Raw genomic sequence first — 15,608 nt, forward strand, 5'->3', positions numbered from 1 at the left:
TACAGCATGCGGCAGAGGACGTCGGCGCAATGACACAGGGGCGGCTGCACGCGCACGATTTGCTGAACGCCGGCGGGATGCCGCGGACGCCGGACGGTGCGCCATTGCCGGCGTGGGCGGTAGCGGCATGCCGGCGTGAAGCCCCCATGGTCGTGCGCCGCGCGCCGCAGGGCATCGATGGCGCCGTGCCCGCGGGCCTGCGCGGCCGGGCTAGGCATGAACGTTTGGCCGTCCTCATCTCACGCGACGCGATCACTCGCGTGATCACTCCCGAAATGCTGGCCGCCAAGGCGAGCGCCCTGCCCCACGATGCGCCCTTCGCCGCGCTGCGCGCGCTGCGCGCGCTCGCCGCCGAACTCGACGCGTTCGGCTGGCCCTGGGGCCCGACCGGCGGCGTCGGATTCATGCTCGCCAGCGGCCTGCCCGTGTTGCGCAGCGAAAGCGATCTGGACCTTGTCATGCGCATGGCACGGGCCCCATCCGCCACGCAATGCAGGCGCCTCGCGAGCCTGTTGGATCAAGCCGAATGCCGCGTCGACCTGCAGATCGACACCGGCCGCGGCGGCTTCGCGCTGCGCGACTGGCTGGCAACGCCTCGCCGGACGCTGCTCAAGACCGACGCGGGTCCGAGGCTGGTCGCCGATCCCTGGGACGAATCGGCATGAGCAGTTTGTTCATGTTTTCCGGCCAGGGCAGTCAGCGCGCGGGCATGCTGCATGCGCTGCCGCACGACCCGGCCGTGGCGCAGACGATGGATGAAGCGGGCGACGCGCTCGATGCCGACCCCCTCGAACTCGACACCGAGCAGGCCCTCCAGTCGACCGTCGCCACGCAGCTGTGCCTGGCGATTGCGGGCGTAGCCGTAGCGCGCGCACTGATCCGGCAGGATGCCGCCCCGGACATGGTCGCCGGCCTGTCGATCGGCGCATGGCCCGCGGCCGCGGTGGCGGGCGTGATCGACTTTGGCGCTGCGCTGCGCCTGGTCCGCCTGCGCGGACAACTCATGCAGGACGCCTATCCCCGCGGCTACGGCATGGCCGCCCTCGTCGGACTGGACGAACAGCAGGTGAGCGCCCTCGTCGCGCAAGTCCACTCGGCGGCGAACCCTGCCTATATTGCCAACCTGAACGCCGAACGACAGATCGTCGTGGCGGGCAGCGATGCGGCGCTTGCCCGCGTCATGGCGCTCGCGCAGACGCACGGCGCTTGCGCGGCGACCCGCTTGCGCATGGCGGTACCGTCGCACTGCCCGCTGCTCGATGCGCAAGCGGCGGATCTGGCGGCTGCAGCGGAAAAAGCCGCGCGGCATGCGCCGCGCATCATGTATCTGAGCAGCAGCCGGGCGCGGGCCTTGCTGCGCGCAGACCTAATCGTCCATGATCTGGCCTGGAACATGGCGCGGCCCGTGCTGTGGCGCGACACGCTGCGGCATGCCGTAGAGCGCGGCGCGCGTCTGGCGGTGGAGGTAGCCGGGGACGGGACGCTGACGCGCCTGGCGCAAGAAGTCTTTGCGCAGGACGCTTCTGCGCAGGGCGCGGTGCTCGATGCGGGCACGGGGCTCGAAGCGGCGCGAGTACGGATACAGCGCCAGCGCCGTAACGATCCGGCCTAGCACGCGGCGGCGCGCCGCGCCGGCCTCATTGCGACTCAGGCGGCTGGAACGGCCGCGGCCTGGCCCTTGGTGCCCAGCCGCCGCCATGCCAGCAGCACGCCAAGGCCATAGCCGACCGCGCCGATGGCAAAGGCCGCGACGAGGCGTTGCGGCCAGTCGGTCAGCCCGTGTATCAGCATGCCCATCACGGCGACGCCGACCAGCGCACCCGACTGACGGTTGGCATTGAGTGCGGCGGCGGCGCTGTTGGCATAGGCATGGCCGGCGATCTGCATGGTGAGGGCCGTCATGGCGGGAACCGCCGCGCCTATGCCCAGGTTGCAGAGCGCGACGAAAACAATGAAGCTGCCGTACGTGGAAGCGCCGGAGAACGCGGCCAGGGCTCCCATGGCAGTCCCCACCGACAAACCGGCCACCAGCGTGGCCTTCAGGCCCAGGCGGGCGCTGATGCGCGCCGAAAGAAAACTGCCACACGCAAAAACGCACATCATGGGCAGCAGCAGCAGGCCCGCCCCCATGGCGCTGGCTTTTTGCGCTTGCTGCAGATAGAGGCTGATCAAAAAGAACTGGGCGTACGCGCCGAAGTTGATCAAAAAACCGATGGCATTGGACGCGCCGAAGCCGCGCAACCGGTACAGGCTCCGGGGCAGCACCGGATGCGGGTGCGAGCGCTCGCGCGTAACCAGCAGCACGGCGCTGGCGACGGCCACGACCGCCGCGATCAGAATGGGCCGGCTGGTCCAGCCGTACACATTGCCCTCGATCAATGCATAGCTGACCGCGCTCAGGAACAGCACGCCCAGAACATGGCTGACGGGACTGAGCTCGCGCGCATGGCGCGCGGCCGAGGCTATGTTGACTCGGGCCAGCCACAGACCGACCAGGCCCACGGGCAGATTGATCAGAAACACGCTGCGCCAGCCGAAATTGTCGATCAGCATGCCGCCGACCAGCGGCCCGGAGGCGCCGGCGATCGACACGATGACCGACCAATGCGCCAGCATGCGGGCCCTCACCCTGTCGTCTTTATAGGCATGCGTCAGCAGGCTGAGCGAGCTGGGCATGAAGAGCGCAGCGCCGAAGCCTTGAACCAGTCGTGCCGCGATCAGCATATCGGCGCTGACCGACACACCGCAAAGCAGCGAGGCCGCGGTGAAAATCGCCAACCCGGCCAGATAGACGCGCTTGGCGCCGAACCGGTCGGCCAGCGCGCCGGCCAGGAGCAGCAGCGCGGCGAAGGTCAGGGTATAGCCGTCGACGATCCAGACCAGGGCGCTCAAAGGGGTGTGAAATTGCCGGGCAATGCCGGGCAGCGCCACGTTGACGACCGTAACGTCGAGCATGGCCATGACGAAGCCGATGGCCAGCGTAGCCAGGGGCAGCAGGCTGGGAGCGGCAACGCTTGGGGAACTGTCGACGGACGGCGCGACATAGGCCGGCATGGAGGGGCAGGAGGTAGTCATAGGGGCGCGATCCGAAAAGATGGGGCGAGAACGCCGAGGCCCTCATCGTAGGGGCGTCAAGTGATGCAATAAAGCGGTAGAATTGCCTGGGTAGCATGCAAAAATGCATCACTCGCCGCGCCGCGCGGCCGCCAATGCGCATCAGCCTATGGATTGGGACAACGCCCGCACTTTTCTCGCGCTATATCGCAGCGGCACGCTGCGATCCGCGGCTGCCGCGCTGGAAGTGGACCAGGCCACCGTGGGCCGCCGCCTGGCGGCGCTGGAAACAGCGCTGGAGGCGCGGCTTTTTCTGCGTACGCCGCGCGGCTACGTGCCAACCTCGGCGGGTGAGCTGGCCTATGCCGCGGCCGAGCGCATGGAGCAGGCCGCCGATCAGCTGGAACGCCAGATGCAGGGGCTGGACCGGCGCCTGAGCGGCACCGTGCGCGTGGCCACTTCGGACACCATAGGCCGGCATTTCCTGATGAGCGCGATCGCTCGGCTCCAGTCGCAGCACCCCGGCATCCGCATCGTGCTGGCCACATCCACGCACGTCACCAACCTGACGCGCCGCGAGGCCGACCTGGCCGTGCGCTCCGTGCGCCCGGACAACCCCGACCTGATTGTGCGACATCTTTCGCGCCGCGCAGTGGGTCTTTATGCCTCGCACGAATATCTGCAGCGCCACGGCGAGCCTCGCCAGGGCGATGCGTTCGCGGGCCACCGCGTCGTCACGTATACGAGCGGGGCGCTGTCGTATCGGGTCGAGTCGCTATGCGGCGAGCCGATCCGCAACGCGACTGTCGCCGTCGAGGCCAATTCAGGCCTGATGATCGTGGAAGCGGTGGTCAACGGCCTGGGCATCGGCGAACTGCCGGTGCATATGGCGCAGGAGATCCCTCAGCTCGTACGCATCTGGCCCAAGCGCGAGGAAGGCTACGACATCTGGCTGGTCATGCACGCCGACCTGCATCGCACGGCGCGCGTACGCGCCGTGGCCGACGTGATCGTCGAAGCGTTCGCGCAGGCCTATTAGCCCGGGCCGCGCGCCGCAGCGAAGATCAAAGCAGCGTCTCCAGCGGCACCCTCACCCAGCCTTCCATCAACACGCGCGCGCTGCGGCTCATCAGGGCCTTGCTGACCACCCACTGCCCGTCGACCCGCTGGGCCTGCGCCCCCACGCGCAGCGTGCCCGAGGGATGGCCGAAGCGCACGGCATTGCGCTCGCCGCCGCCCGCCGCCAGGTTGACCAGCGTGCCGGGAATCGCGGCCGCGGTGGCAATGGCAACCGACGCCGTGCCCATCATCGCGTGATGCAGCATGCCCATCGACATGGCGCGGGCGAGCACATCGACATCCTGGGCGGCGATCTTCTTGCCGCTGGATGCGGTGTAATCGGCCGGCGGCGCGACGAAGGCGACCTTGGGCGTGTGCTGGCGGCCAGCGATTTCATCCAGCGACTTGATCAGACCCATCTTCAGCGCACCGTGGGCGCGGATCGTCTCGAAGCGTTTGAGCGCCGCAGGATCGCCATTGATGTCGCCCTGCAGCTCGGTGCCGGTGTAGCCCAGATCCCTGGCATTGAGAAAAATGGTGGGAATGCCGGAATTGATCATGGTGGCCTTGAAGGTGCCCACGCCGGGCACTTCCAGGTCGTCCACCAGATTGCCGGTGGGGAACATGGCACCGCCATCCTCGCCCTCATCGGCCGGGTCCATGAATTCGAGCGGCACTTCGGCGGCCGGGAAGGTCACGCCGTCCAACTCGAAGTTGCCGGTCTCCTGCACCATGCCGTCGGTGATGGGCACGTGAGAGATGATGGTCTTGCCGATATTGGCCTGCCAGATGCGGATCACGGCGACGCCGTTTTTGGGTACGCGCGAGGCGTCGACCAGGCCGTTGCTGATGGCAAAGGGGCCGACCGCTGCGGTGAGATTGCCGCAGTTGCCGGTCCAGTCGACGAAGGCCCGGTCGATGGCGACCTGGCCGAACAGATAATCGACGTCGTGATCGGCGCGCGCGCTCTTGCCGACGATGACCGTCTTGCTGGTGCTGGAGGTGGCCGCACCCATGCCGTCGATCTGCTTGCCATACGGATCGGGACTGCCGATGACGCGCATCAGCAGGGCGTCGCGCGCGGGGCCGGGCACCTGCGCGGCCTCGGGCAGGTCGGTGAGCTTGAAGAAAACGCCTTTGCTGGTGCCGCCGCGCATGTAGGTGGCGGGGATTTTGATCTGGGGTGCGTGAGTCGACATAGGGATTCCTGGTTTGTGTTCTTTAACTGCCGTTGACGGGTTGGGTTCTTAAGACGCCGAGGCTGCCCTGCGCAATTCCGATGCTCGCCCGGTGGGCTCCGGTTGGCCGGCCCCCGCTTCGGATTGCTCCGGGGTCCTCGGCTTGCAGCGGTCTCATGCGAAGGTTTTAAAAGCCTTGCGCCTACTGATGCGGCGAGCCGGCGATAGGGCGGAGGGAGTCCGAAGCGGAGCCCATCGGGCGAGCATCGGAACTCCCGCAGTCCTGTCGACGGCGGTTTAAGAACTCAAACAACGCGGCCTCAAATAAAACTTCAAGCGCGAGCAGCTTCGATGAAGTCCTGCGCAAACCGCTGCAAAACCCCGCCCGCCGCATAAATCGAAACCTCTTCGGCCGTATCGAGACGGCAGATGACTGGCACCTGCACCGTCTCGCCGCCGCGCCGATGCACGACCAGCGTCAGCTCTGCACGCGGTTGCGGCTCGCCCACCACATCGTAGGTTTCGGTGCCGTCCAGCCCCAGCGTCTTGCGATTGACGCCAGGCTTGAATTCCAGCGGCAGCACACCCATGCCCAGCAGATTGGTGCGGTGGATGCGCTCGAAACCCTCGGCCACGATGGCTTCCACGCCGGCAAGACGCACGCCCTTGGCTGCCCAGTCGCGCGAAGAACCCTGGCCGTAGTCGGCGCCGGCAATGATGATGAGCGGCTGCTTGCGGTCCATATAGGTTTCGATGGCTTCCCACATCCGCATCACCTTGCCTTCGGGCTCGACGCGGGCAAGCGAGCCCTTCTTCACGTTGCCGTCGGCGTCGACCGCCATCTCGTTGACGAGCGTGGGGTTGGCGAACGTGGCGCGCTGCGCCGTGAGGTGGTCGCCGCGGTGCGTAGCGTAGGAGTTGAAGTCTTCTTCCGGCAGGCCCATCCTGGCCAGGTATTCGCCGGCGGCGCTATCGGCCATGATGGCGTTGGACGGCGAGAGGTGATCGGTGGTGATGTTGTCGCCCAGGAGTGCCAGGGGCCGCATGCCGCGCAGGGTGCGCTCGGCAGCAAGCGCGCCCTCCCAATAGGGTGGACGGCGAATATAGGTGCTTTGCGGGCGCCAGGCGTACAGCGGATCGGCCGCCGGGCCGCGCTGATCCTGCACGGCGAACATGGGCTCGTAGACTTTGCGGAAATGCTCGGGCTTGACGGACTTGGCCACGACCGCGTCGATCTCCTCGTCGGTGGGCCAGATGTCCTTGAGGCGGATTTCCTTGCCGGAGGCATCCTTGCCCAGCACGTCCTGCTCGATGTCGAAGCGGATGGTGCCGGCGATGGCATAGGCCACCACCAGCGGCGGCGAGGCCAGGAACGCCTGCTTGGCATAGGGGTGGATGCGGCCGTCGAAATTGCGATTGCCCGAGAGCACTGCGGTGGCGTAGAGATCGCGCTCGATGATCTCCCGCTGGATCTGCGGATCGAGCGCGCCCGACATGCCATTGCAGGTCGTGCAGGCAAATGCCACCACGCCAAAGCCCAGCTGCTCCAGCTCTTGCGTGAGACCCGCCTCATCGAGATACAGCGCGACCGCGCGCGAACCGGGCGCGAGCGAGCTCTTGACCCAGGGCTTGCGCGTCAGGCCCGCGCGGTTGGCATTGCGCGCCAAGAGACCCGCGGCGATCACGTTGCGCGGGTTGCTGGTGTTGGTGCAGCTGGTGATGGCGGCAATGATGACTGCGCCGTCGGGCATCCGGCCGGGAACGTTCTCGACCTCGCCGGCAATGCCTTTCGCGGCCAGTTCGGATACCGGCAGGCGGCGATGCGGATTGGACGGTCCGGCCAGCGTGCGCACCACGGTGCTCAGGTCAAAACGCAGCACGCGCTCGTATCGGGCGTTCTTGAGCGTATCGGCCCACAGGCCCGCCGTCTTGGCATAGGTCTCGACCAGCCTGACCTGCGCGTCGTCGCGCCCGGTGAGCTTCAGATACGCAATGGTCTGCGGATCGATGGCGAACATGGCCGCCGTAGCGCCGTATTCCGGCGCCATGTTGGAGATGGTGGCCCGGTCTCCCAGCGTGAGGCTGGACGCGCCTTCGCCGTAGAATTCGAGATACGCGCCCACGACCTTTTCTTTACGCAGGAATTCGGTCAGCGTCAGCACGATGTCGGTGGCGGTGATGCCGGGCTGGCGGCGACCGGTGAGCTCCACGCCGACGATGTCGGGCAGGCGCATCCACGAGGCGCGGCCGAGCATGACGTTCTCGGCTTCCAGCCCGCCCACACCCACGGCGATCACGCCCAGCGCGTCCACGTGTGGCGTGTGGCTGTCGGTTCCCACCAGCGTGTCGGGGTAGGCCACGCCGTCCTGCGCGTGCACCACCGGCGACATGCGCTCCAGATTGATCTGGTGCATGATGCCGTTGCCCGGGGGCACCACATCGATATTGCGGAAGGCCTGCTTGGTCCAGTCGATGAAGTGGAAGCGGTCTTCGTTGCGGCGGTCTTCCACCGCGCGGTTCTTGGCGAAGGCGTCGGGATCGAAGCCGCCGTATTCCACGGCCAGCGAATGGTCGACGATCAGTTGCACCGGCACCACCGGGTTGACCTGGGACGGATCGCCGCCCTGCCCGGCGATGGCATCGCGCAGGCCGGCCAGGTCCACCAGCGCCGTCTGGCCCAGAATGTCGTGGCACACCACGCGGGTCGGAAACCACGGAAAATCCAGGTCGCGCCTGCGCTCGGGCAGTAGCGCGGGATCGCAGCGCCGCACCAGGTTCTCGGCCAGCACGCGCGAGGTGTAGGGCAGACCGTCATAGGCGCCAGGCGAGATCGCGTCCACGGCCTCGCGCGCATCGAAGTAGTCAAGCTTGGTGCCCGGCAGGGGCTTGCGGTATTGAGAGTTCATGATGCCTCGGTACGCTGCAGGTCGGCCTGCGCGATTTCACGTTCGATGTTGAGATAGGACGCCCGGATATGCCGGCGCATCAGAAGCTCCGCAAGCTCGCCGTCGCCGTCGGCGATGGCGTCGAGTATGCGGTGATGCTCGGCATAGACCTGGGGCGGCCGGTTGGGCGTGCTCGAATACTGGATGCGGTACATGCGCGCCAATTGGTAGAGGTCTTCGCACAGCAGACGGAACAACATCTGGTTGCCGCTGCCCTGCACGATGCGGTAGTGGAAATCGTAGCCGCCCTCCTGTGGGTAATAGCCCCGTCCGGCCTGGAAATTCTCGTCGCGCTCGTGGGCCAGCAGCACCTGGCACAATTCGTCGATAGCCGCAGGCGTCATGTTCTGCGCCGCCAGCCTGCAGGCCATGCCTTCGAGCGATTCGCGGATCTGGTAGAGCTCGTTCAGCTCCTGGCGGCTGAGCGCCACCACCCGCACGCCCGAATGCGGCACACGCACCAGCAGCCGCTGCCCTTCGAGCCGATGCAAGGCCTCGCGCAGCGGTCCGCGGCTGACGCCGTAAGCGCGCACCAGCTCGGGCTCGGATATGCGGCTGCCCGGCGCAATCTCGCCCGTGACGATGGCCGACTGGATCTGCCGGAATGCGTGATCCGACAGGGTCTCTCCTTCGGGCGCCGACGGTATTGGCAATTTGAATACTTTGCTCATTTTGTCGACGATATTTGTATTTTTATGAAAAAACAATAGGATGACACAGCATTTATCGCAAGATTGTCGACGATTTTACGCCGAGCAATCCGCCTACAATTGCGAAAGTCCACTTTTAACGGGTCGCGCATCATGCTCATGCTCTGGGTCAAGGCCCTGCACATCGTCTTCGTCACGTCGTGGTTCGCCGGGCTGTTCTACCTGCCCCGCATCTACGTCAACCTGGCCCAGGAGACCGACCCCGGCGCCCAGGCGTGTCTGCTGGGCATGGCGCGCCGCCTGTACCGCTTCACCACCATCCTGGCCTTTCCCGCCGTGCTGCTGGGTCTATGGCTGTTCCTGGGCTACGGTATCGGCATGGGCGCAGGCAACGGCTGGATGCATGTCAAACTGCTGATGGTGGTGCTCGTCATCGGCTACCATCACGCCTGCGGCGTCATGCTGCGCAAATTCGAGCAGGGACGTAACTCCCGCGCGCATACCTTTTACCGTTGGTTCAACGAAATTCCCGTCGTGCTGCTGCTCATCGTGGTAACGCTGGTGGTCGTCAAACCTTTCTGAAGCCGCTGCGGCTTTCCCTACCCACATGTCCGACGACACCGACCGCCCGCGCAAGACGCTGACTTTGACCCGCCCCGGCAGCTCAGCCGCCGACGATGCAGGCTCGGGACAAGAAAACCCGCGGCGCAAACGCAGCGGCGCTCGAGCCAAACATGCCGCGCAGGCGGAACGAGACAAGGCAAAGACCGGGCATCGGCAGGAATCAGGCCGACCGGGCGAACAGCGGCAAAGCCATTCGCGGGAACCTTCGGCCCAAGAACTCGCCGAGCCCGACCGACCCGATGAAATCGACGACGGCGATGAAGACGCCATCGCTTTCATCGACGAGCCTCGCGTAGAAAAACGCAGGCGCCCCCTGGGCGCCAGGCAAGCCGAAATCTTCAACGTCTTTGCCCCCTGCCCCCAGGGCCTGGAAGAAGCCTTGGCCGCGGAGATGCAGGCTCTGGGATTCGACGACGCCCGACCCGGCCGCGCCGGCTGCAGTTTCACCGCGGACTGGAGCGGCATTCAGCGCGCCAATTTGTACTCGCGTCTGGCCACCCGCATCCTCGCCCAGGTTGCGCAGGAAGAAATCGGCCACGAAGACGATATTCTCGACCTGGCTTACGGCGTACCCTGGGAGCGCTGGTTCGGTGCCGAACAGACCCTGCGCGTCGACACCTCCGCAATCAAAAGCCCGGTGCGCAGCCTGCAGTACTGCAACCTGCGTGCCAAGGACGGCATCTGCGACCGCCTGCGCGACCGCGAAGGGGCCCGCCCAGATATCGACACCGTGCGTCCTGACGCGCGCGTGCACCTGTTCATCCACGGCACCCTGGCCACGCTTTACCTGGACACCTCCGGCGAATCGCTCTTCAAGCGCGGCTGGCGCCTGGACAAGGGCGAAGCCCCTTTGCGCGAAAACCTGGCCGCAGGCCTACTGGCTTTGTCCGGCTGGGATCCGGCCGCCCCCCTCATGGACCCCTTCTGCGGCAGCGGCACCATCCTCATCGAAGCTGCCGGCATCGCTCTGGGCGTCCCGGCCGGCATCTGGCGACCATTCGGCTTCGAACGCCTGCGCGGCTTCGACAATCGCCACTGGCGCGACCTCAAGGACGACGCCCGCACACGCATTCGCACCCAGCTCGATACTCCGATCTTCGGTTGCGACCTGGACCTCCAGGCGGTGGAATACGCGCGCGCCAACGCCGAGCGCGCCTGGCTCACTCCCGATACCATCCGTTTTGAGGTGGGTGACGCCCGCACGGTTGCGCCGCCCAGCGAACCCGGCTGGATCGTGACCAATCCGCCCTACGGTGATCGGATGGACCAGATCGACGAGGGCTTGTGGCGCGATTGGGCTTCCAATCTCAAAAAACATTACGCCGGCTGGCGACTGCACGCCATCAGCAGCGACATGACGCTGCCGCAGCAGTTGCGCCTCAAACCCCAGCGCCGCACGCCCATCCACAACGGGTCGCTGGACTGCCGCCTTTTCGGCTTCGAGCTGGTGGCCAGCAGCTACCGCGATGCGTAGCACCGCGACGCGTCGCACCCGCACAACGCCAAGCTTGCAATGGAACAGGGTTTACCCTAAAATAGGGTTAACCCTGAACGAACTGAATAGTGAAACCAGTTCGCAAGCTTTTCGGAGTAGCGCAATGGCCCCCTACAATTTCTCCAATGATCGTCTGACTGACGATCTGAATTACATGTCCGACGAACTGGAGCGCCAGCTGGTGCTGATGGCGATCGAAGAGCAGTTCCGCCCGCATCCGCTGCGCGCACTGCAAGCATGGGCTGGCAAGCTGCTGCACGCCCTGCGCCGCGACTCCGGCCGTCCGCAACTGGCCCGCGCCGGCATGTAAGACAGCAACCTTTCCCCTTGGGGGCTTTTCGAAGCCCCTTTCAAACCCGCCGCTGAGGCGGGTTTTTTTATCTCTGCTGCAGAAGGTCCGCTCCTTTTTGTGCGTAATAACCCTTGTATGTCCCTAATAGGAGCATGGTACATATTGCAGTCCCGGTCACGCTAGGTCATGCTTGACATCTGGCCCACCGGCACCCTGCCGCGAACCGTCGGGCCGGTTGCAGAAGCTGTGTGCGCTACACACCCCAGGGCCATGAACGACCAATACCAGGCGCTCTACCAAACCTTCAGCTGGCTGGTTCCCGCTCAATTCAACATTGCGCAGGCATGCTGCCATCAATGGGCCGCCACTCCCGCGCATGCGCGCAGCATTGCCATCTTCTACGAAGACGAAGACAGCCAGCGCGAGGTCTGGACCTACGCACGACTGGCCGAGGCCGTCAATCAACTGGCCAACGGACTCGTCAAGTTGGGCGTGACGCCGGGCGACCGTGTGGCGGTGGCCATGGACCAACGTCCGGAAACTGTGGTGGCCTATATGGCCATCTACACGGTGGGGGCCGTGTCGATGCCTTTGCCTTCGCAGCTCGGCACAGATGCCATGCAAGTCCGCCTGCGTGATTCGGGCGCCCAGGTCGCGATCGTCGATACCGACGCCGGGCCTGCCCTGCTCGCGGCCGCAGATCGCTGCCCCCACCTGCAACTGATCATCGGCGTCGATCTGGTCAACGAGCGCATTCTGCCCTGGCGCAGTCTGCTGGCACGCCAACCTGCCAGTTTCAAGCCGGTCGCCACTCGCGCCAGCGATCCGGCCATCCTGCTCTATCCCTCCGACGTCGAGGGCGAGCCCCAGGGCGTGCTGCTGCCACACAGCGTGCTCATAGGCAGCCTGCCCGGCTTCGTCGCCGCGCATAACTGGTTTCCCAAGCACGGCGACGTGCTGTGGTCGCCCGCCGCCTGGACCCAGACCGATGGTCTGATCAATGCCCTTCTGCCCGCGCTGTATTTCGGCCATCCCGTCGTCGGTACGCGCGGCCGCTTCTCGCCCGAACGCGCCTTCGCTCTCCTGCAGCGCTATCAGATCACCAACGCCTGCCTCGCCTCGACCGAGATCACGGCGCTGATGCAAGGCTCCGCCGAGGTGCGCGAGCACCATCGGCTGGCTTTGCGCGCCGTTGTGAGCACAGGCGAGCCCCTGGATGAGGCGGCCCGAACCTGGTGCGAGACGGCTCTGGGCCTGGCGCCCAATGCCATGTTCGGCCAGCCCGAGGCGAGTTATCTGATCGGCGACAGCGGCAAGCGCTGGCCCATCAAAACCGGCAGCATGGGCCGGCCCTACCCCGGCCATCGTGTGGCGGTGATCGACGAGCAAGGCCAGGCCTGTCCTGCGGGACAGATCGGCGAGGTGGCCGTCAACCGCTACGATATACACGGTCATCCTGATCCGGCGCTATTCTTGGGCTATTGGGGCAACGAGGCCGCCACACGCGACAAATTCGGCGGCGACTGGCTCCGCACGGGCGAACTGGCCCGCCTCGACGCCGAGGGCTACCTATGGCATGCGGGGCGCGCCGCAGACGTCGTCCGGGCGACCCGCGAGCCGCTGGAACAACTCCCTCAACATCCCGACATTTCGAGATAGATCGCATGGCCCTCTACCGATTGGACAATCTCGTCCCCGACGTCGCCCCCAGCGCCTACATTGCAGAAAGCGCCGACATCATCGGCCAGGTCGTATTGAGCGAATTCGTCAGCATCTGGTCGCACGTCGCGATCCGCGGCGACAACGAGCCCATTACCATCGGCCGCGGCAGCAACGTGCAGGAATCCAGCGTATTGCACGTGGATGCAGATTGCCCGCTGATCGTGGGCGAGAACGTCACCGTCGGCCATCAGGCCATGCTGCACGGCTGCACGATCCAGGACGGCGCGCTGATCGGCATGCAGGCCATTGTCCTGAACCGGGCCGTCGTCGGCCGAAACTGTCTGGTGGGCGCGGGGGCCATCGTGCCAGAAGGGCGCGTGATTCCCGACAACTCCCTGGTGATCGGCATCGGCAAGGTAGTGCGCGAACTCACCCCCGAAGAAATCGCCACCATGCACGCCAATACGCGGCACTACGTCGAACGCGGCCAACAATACAAGACGGCGCTCAAACGCATCGGATAAAAGCGGTAGAAAGCGCAAAACAACCGCGCGCTTTTTACCTATATGGTTCGTCCGGACAGCGACTGCATGAGTTTGTCGCGGATTTCGCGATATTCGGGGCTGCCCGGCCCCTGATTGATGGCAGCCAGCATGAACACGCGCGCGAGCCCCGGGTCGATGATGTCGAAAGGCAGCGCCGGCGGATTGACGTCGGCCACCCGGTTCGTGACCGATGCCTCGTCGCGCAGCAGATAGAGGCATTCTTCCCAGATCAGCAGCCGAGCCATCTGCCCCAGGACGCCATGCTTGTACGGCGGCTCGGGATAGGTCGGATGCGCCGCCAGCCAGGCGGTGATCTCGTCGGCCGGCAGGGGCGGCGTCAGGACATAGCCCTGAATGGCATCGGCGCCCAGAATCGTCACGGCCTCGAGCAGGTCTTCGTCTTCGACGCCCTCTACGATCACCGATTTGCCGAGCGAGTGGCCCAGGCGGGTGAGCTGATAGATGAAAGGCAGCACGTCGGCGGCGTTTTCGTCGCCGATCACCACCAGGCTGCGGTCGATCTTGACCGCATCGAACGGCAGCTCGCGCATGCGTTTGAGACTGCTGTGACCCGACCCCAGATCGTCCTCGGCCAGGCTGACGCCCAATTCCCGATAACGATCCAGCGCCGCGACGACGTCGATGCCCACCGACATGTCGTCGGTCTCGAGGATTTCGAGCGTAAGAATGGAAGCCGGGCAGCCGTTTTCCGTCAGTGCACGCACCGTGGCATCGTAATAGCGGCTGTCGCCCAGCGCATCTGCAGGAATATTGATGGAAACGGCCAGATCCAGACTCAGCTCGCTCTTTTGCCAGGCGACCCACTGGCGCAGAACCTGATCCAGGCCGCGGGCATACAGCACGAGGAAATCTTCACTGGTCAGAGCCGGGAAGAATTCGCCGGGTGACAGCAGCCGGTCACCATCGCGCAAGCGGGCCAGCGCCTCGACCTTGACGATACGGCGCGTCTTGAGATCGAGCAGCGGCTGGTAATACATCCGCAAAGCATCGGTCGTGATCAGATCGGCCCAATGGCGGCGCTGCCGGTAAGGCACCGGATGAATGACGCCCTCCTGGGCATCGAGGCGGAGGATGGCGTAGGTCAGCAGCGACTGCAGCTGCTTGAGAAAAGCGATCTGATCGTCTGAGCTGAATCCGCCGGAATAGTTGCTGTACAAGCCCAGCATGGCCGTGGGGCCGGTGCCGGACTGACTGGCCAGCGGCACCGCGACGATGGAGCGATAGCCATATTCCAGCGCCACATTGCGCCAGAGCGGCATGTCTGCATCGGTAGCGACATTGATGCAATGCTCGATTCGGTTGCTGCGCCAGGCCTTTTCCGCGGGGCTGTTTCCTGCCCACTGGTCGCCGCTTTCGATATGAGATGCGCGGATCGCCTGGACGCGAGCAAGATAGGTTTCGAGCCCGGCACCTTCGACCGCCTCGAAGCAAAGAGACGCCATGTCGCCGGGTCGGCCAACCAGGCAGGCGCAAATGCCGGGATGGCTCGCCAGCAGCTCGGCGGTTTTGGAGACAAGGTCGCTATAGTTGCCCGCTTCCCAGGCCAGGCGCGTGATGCTGAGCAGCAGCCGGGCGCGCCGCGCGTAGATTTCCTGGTAGACCGTCAGATGCCAGGCCAGGTCGCGCATCATGCGGGCCGACAGGATGGACAGCGCCTGCTCGTGCTTGTCGCGCCCCACCCGTTCGAGAATCAGGGTGTAGAGCAGATCTTTGGCAAAGGCGAGCTCTTCCCGGCCGATGCAAGACAGCGCGAGGCGGCGCCCCACGAGACGGGCCATGGCTTCGTGGCCCTGCGCGGTCAAGCCCGGTTCGAGCAGGCCGAGCAGATTGTCTGCCTGCCAGCGCTTGAGCGCATCGAGCTCGTCGCTCGACAAGGCCTTCAGAAGATTGCGCACCCTGGGCATGCCCGCCAGGCCGCGTTGATAGGTCTCGATGATATCGTCGGCCAGGGGAGCGATGTCCCGCAAAAGCGCGGACAGGCCCGGTGCGCAGGCCGGACCATACAGCTGCGCTTCGTCCTGCGATGCGATGACGGCCATTGCAGCCGGTTCATCTTGCATCGCAGGCATTGCGGACAAATCGG

The 15,608-nt window shown here is 65.4% G+C and carries 12 protein-coding genes and 1 pseudogene; 8 read left to right on the plus strand and 5 right to left on the minus strand.

From position 1 onward, the window contains the following. The first annotated feature begins 29 nt into the window (after nt 1-29). Together ACTHJ1_RS05400 and ACTHJ1_RS05405 are read left to right on the plus strand one after the other, a co-directional pair. Complete coding sequence (locus ACTHJ1_RS05400; RefSeq protein ID WP_440188818.1) at nt 30-665, plus strand: malonate decarboxylase holo-ACP synthase; 636 nt, start codon at nt 30-32, stop codon at nt 663-665. Then, nucleotides 662-1,612 (plus strand): malonate decarboxylase subunit epsilon, encoded by a 951-nt coding sequence (locus ACTHJ1_RS05405; RefSeq protein WP_440188821.1) that lies wholly within the window; start codon nt 662-664, stop codon nt 1,610-1,612. The genes ACTHJ1_RS05400 and ACTHJ1_RS05405 overlap by 4 nt, the downstream gene beginning before the upstream one ends. Before the next feature lie 35 nt (nt 1,613-1,647). On the opposite strand, the gene ACTHJ1_RS05410 is transcribed toward ACTHJ1_RS05405, so the two are convergent. Beyond that, complete coding sequence (locus tag ACTHJ1_RS05410) at nt 1,648-3,075, minus strand: MFS transporter (protein WP_440188824.1); 1,428 nt, start codon at nt 3,073-3,075, stop codon at nt 1,648-1,650. Between the two features lie 148 nt (nt 3,076-3,223). Here ACTHJ1_RS05410 and ACTHJ1_RS05415 point away from each other — a divergent pair, with 148 nt between their 5' ends. Beyond that, the gene (locus tag ACTHJ1_RS05415; protein WP_440188920.1) at nt 3,224-4,093 is read left to right on the plus strand and encodes a LysR family transcriptional regulator; all 870 of its coding nucleotides are present in this window, start codon (nt 3,224-3,226) and stop codon (nt 4,091-4,093) included. 25 nt (nt 4,094-4,118) lie between these two features. On the opposite strand, the gene prpF is transcribed toward ACTHJ1_RS05415, so the two are convergent. The 3 genes from prpF to ACTHJ1_RS05430 all read right to left on the minus strand — a co-directional run bounded on the left by prpF (nt 4,119) and on the right by ACTHJ1_RS05430 (nt 8,907). Next, nucleotides 4,119-5,312, minus strand: a complete 1,194-nt coding sequence (prpF, locus tag ACTHJ1_RS05420) for a 2-methylaconitate cis-trans isomerase PrpF (protein WP_440188827.1) — start codon at nt 5,310-5,312, stop codon at nt 4,119-4,121. 311 nt (nt 5,313-5,623) lie between these two features. Then, nucleotides 5,624-8,197 carry a Fe/S-dependent 2-methylisocitrate dehydratase AcnD gene (acnD, locus tag ACTHJ1_RS05425; protein ID WP_440188830.1) on the minus strand — a complete coding sequence of 858 codons (2,574 nt, stop codon included), beginning with the start codon at nt 8,195-8,197 and terminating at the stop codon, nt 5,624-5,626. Next, nucleotides 8,194-8,907, minus strand: a complete 714-nt coding sequence (locus tag ACTHJ1_RS05430; RefSeq protein WP_440188833.1) for a GntR family transcriptional regulator — start codon at nt 8,905-8,907, stop codon at nt 8,194-8,196. Before ACTHJ1_RS05430 ends, acnD begins: the two co-directional genes overlap by 4 nt. 138 nt (nt 8,908-9,045) lie before the next feature. Between ACTHJ1_RS05430 and ACTHJ1_RS05435 the strand changes: the two genes are divergently transcribed. The 5 genes and pseudogenes from ACTHJ1_RS05435 to ACTHJ1_RS05455 all read left to right on the plus strand — a co-directional run bounded on the left by ACTHJ1_RS05435 (nt 9,046) and on the right by ACTHJ1_RS05455 (nt 13,483). Then, entirely contained in the window at nt 9,046-9,468 is a 423-nt protein-coding gene (locus ACTHJ1_RS05435) for a CopD family protein (protein WP_440188923.1), read from the plus strand. A 25-nt stretch (nt 9,469-9,493) separates the two neighbouring features. Further along, nucleotides 9,494-10,984: a THUMP domain-containing class I SAM-dependent RNA methyltransferase gene (locus ACTHJ1_RS05440; RefSeq protein WP_440188836.1), complete on the plus strand. Its 1,491-nt coding sequence runs from the start codon at nt 9,494-9,496 to the stop codon at nt 10,982-10,984. Nucleotides 10,985-11,108: 124 nt separating this feature from the next. Further along, a complete protein-coding gene (locus ACTHJ1_RS05445; protein ID WP_440188839.1) occupies nt 11,109-11,315 on the plus strand; it encodes a hypothetical protein in 207 nt (68 codons plus the stop codon). Nucleotides 11,316-11,567: 252 nt separating this feature from the next. Next, nucleotides 11,568-12,905 (plus strand): annotated as a pseudogene (locus tag ACTHJ1_RS05450) (acyl-CoA synthetase); the annotation flags it as partial. A gap of 56 nt (nt 12,906-12,961) precedes the next feature. Then, nucleotides 12,962-13,483, plus strand: a complete 522-nt coding sequence (locus tag ACTHJ1_RS05455; RefSeq protein WP_440188842.1) for a gamma carbonic anhydrase family protein — start codon at nt 12,962-12,964, stop codon at nt 13,481-13,483. 38 nt (nt 13,484-13,521) lie between these two features. Here ACTHJ1_RS05455 and ACTHJ1_RS05460 read toward each other — a convergent pair whose 3' ends face one another. Next, on the minus strand, nt 13,522-15,564 hold the full coding sequence (locus ACTHJ1_RS05460; RefSeq protein WP_440188845.1) for an EAL domain-containing protein: 2,043 nt from the start codon (nt 15,562-15,564) through the stop codon (nt 13,522-13,524). Nucleotides 15,565-15,608: the final 44 nt, after the last annotated feature.

This window comes from Bordetella sp., assembly GCF_051960075.1.
Classification (GTDB): Bacteria; Pseudomonadota; Gammaproteobacteria; order Burkholderiales; family Burkholderiaceae_B; genus Bordetella.

Coding starts and splice junctions, on each gene's coding strand:
- ACTHJ1_RS05415 (WP_440188920.1), top strand. CDS start 3,224: ATGGATTGGGACAACGCCCGCACTTTTCTCGCGCTATATCGCAGCGGC.
- ACTHJ1_RS05455 (WP_440188842.1), top strand. CDS start 12,962: ATGGCCCTCTACCGATTGGACAATCTCGTCCCCGACGTCGCCCCCAGC.
- ACTHJ1_RS05445 (WP_440188839.1), top strand. CDS start 11,109: ATGGCCCCCTACAATTTCTCCAATGATCGTCTGACTGACGATCTGAAT.
- ACTHJ1_RS05400 (WP_440188818.1), top strand. CDS start 30: ATGACACAGGGGCGGCTGCACGCGCACGATTTGCTGAACGCCGGCGGG.
- ACTHJ1_RS05440 (WP_440188836.1), top strand. CDS start 9,494: ATGTCCGACGACACCGACCGCCCGCGCAAGACGCTGACTTTGACCCGC.
- ACTHJ1_RS05405 (WP_440188821.1), top strand. CDS start 662: ATGAGCAGTTTGTTCATGTTTTCCGGCCAGGGCAGTCAGCGCGCGGGC.
- ACTHJ1_RS05430 (WP_440188833.1), bottom strand. CDS start 8,907: ATGAGCAAAGTATTCAAATTGCCAATACCGTCGGCGCCCGAAGGAGAG.
- ACTHJ1_RS05410 (WP_440188824.1), bottom strand. CDS start 3,075: ATGACTACCTCCTGCCCCTCCATGCCGGCCTATGTCGCGCCGTCCGTC.
- ACTHJ1_RS05460 (WP_440188845.1), bottom strand. CDS start 15,564: ATGGCCGTCATCGCATCGCAGGACGAAGCGCAGCTGTATGGTCCGGCC.
- acnD (WP_440188830.1), bottom strand. CDS start 8,197: ATGAACTCTCAATACCGCAAGCCCCTGCCGGGCACCAAGCTTGACTAC.
- ACTHJ1_RS05435 (WP_440188923.1), top strand. CDS start 9,046: ATGCTCTGGGTCAAGGCCCTGCACATCGTCTTCGTCACGTCGTGGTTC.
- prpF (WP_440188827.1), bottom strand. CDS start 5,312: ATGTCGACTCACGCACCCCAGATCAAAATCCCCGCCACCTACATGCGC.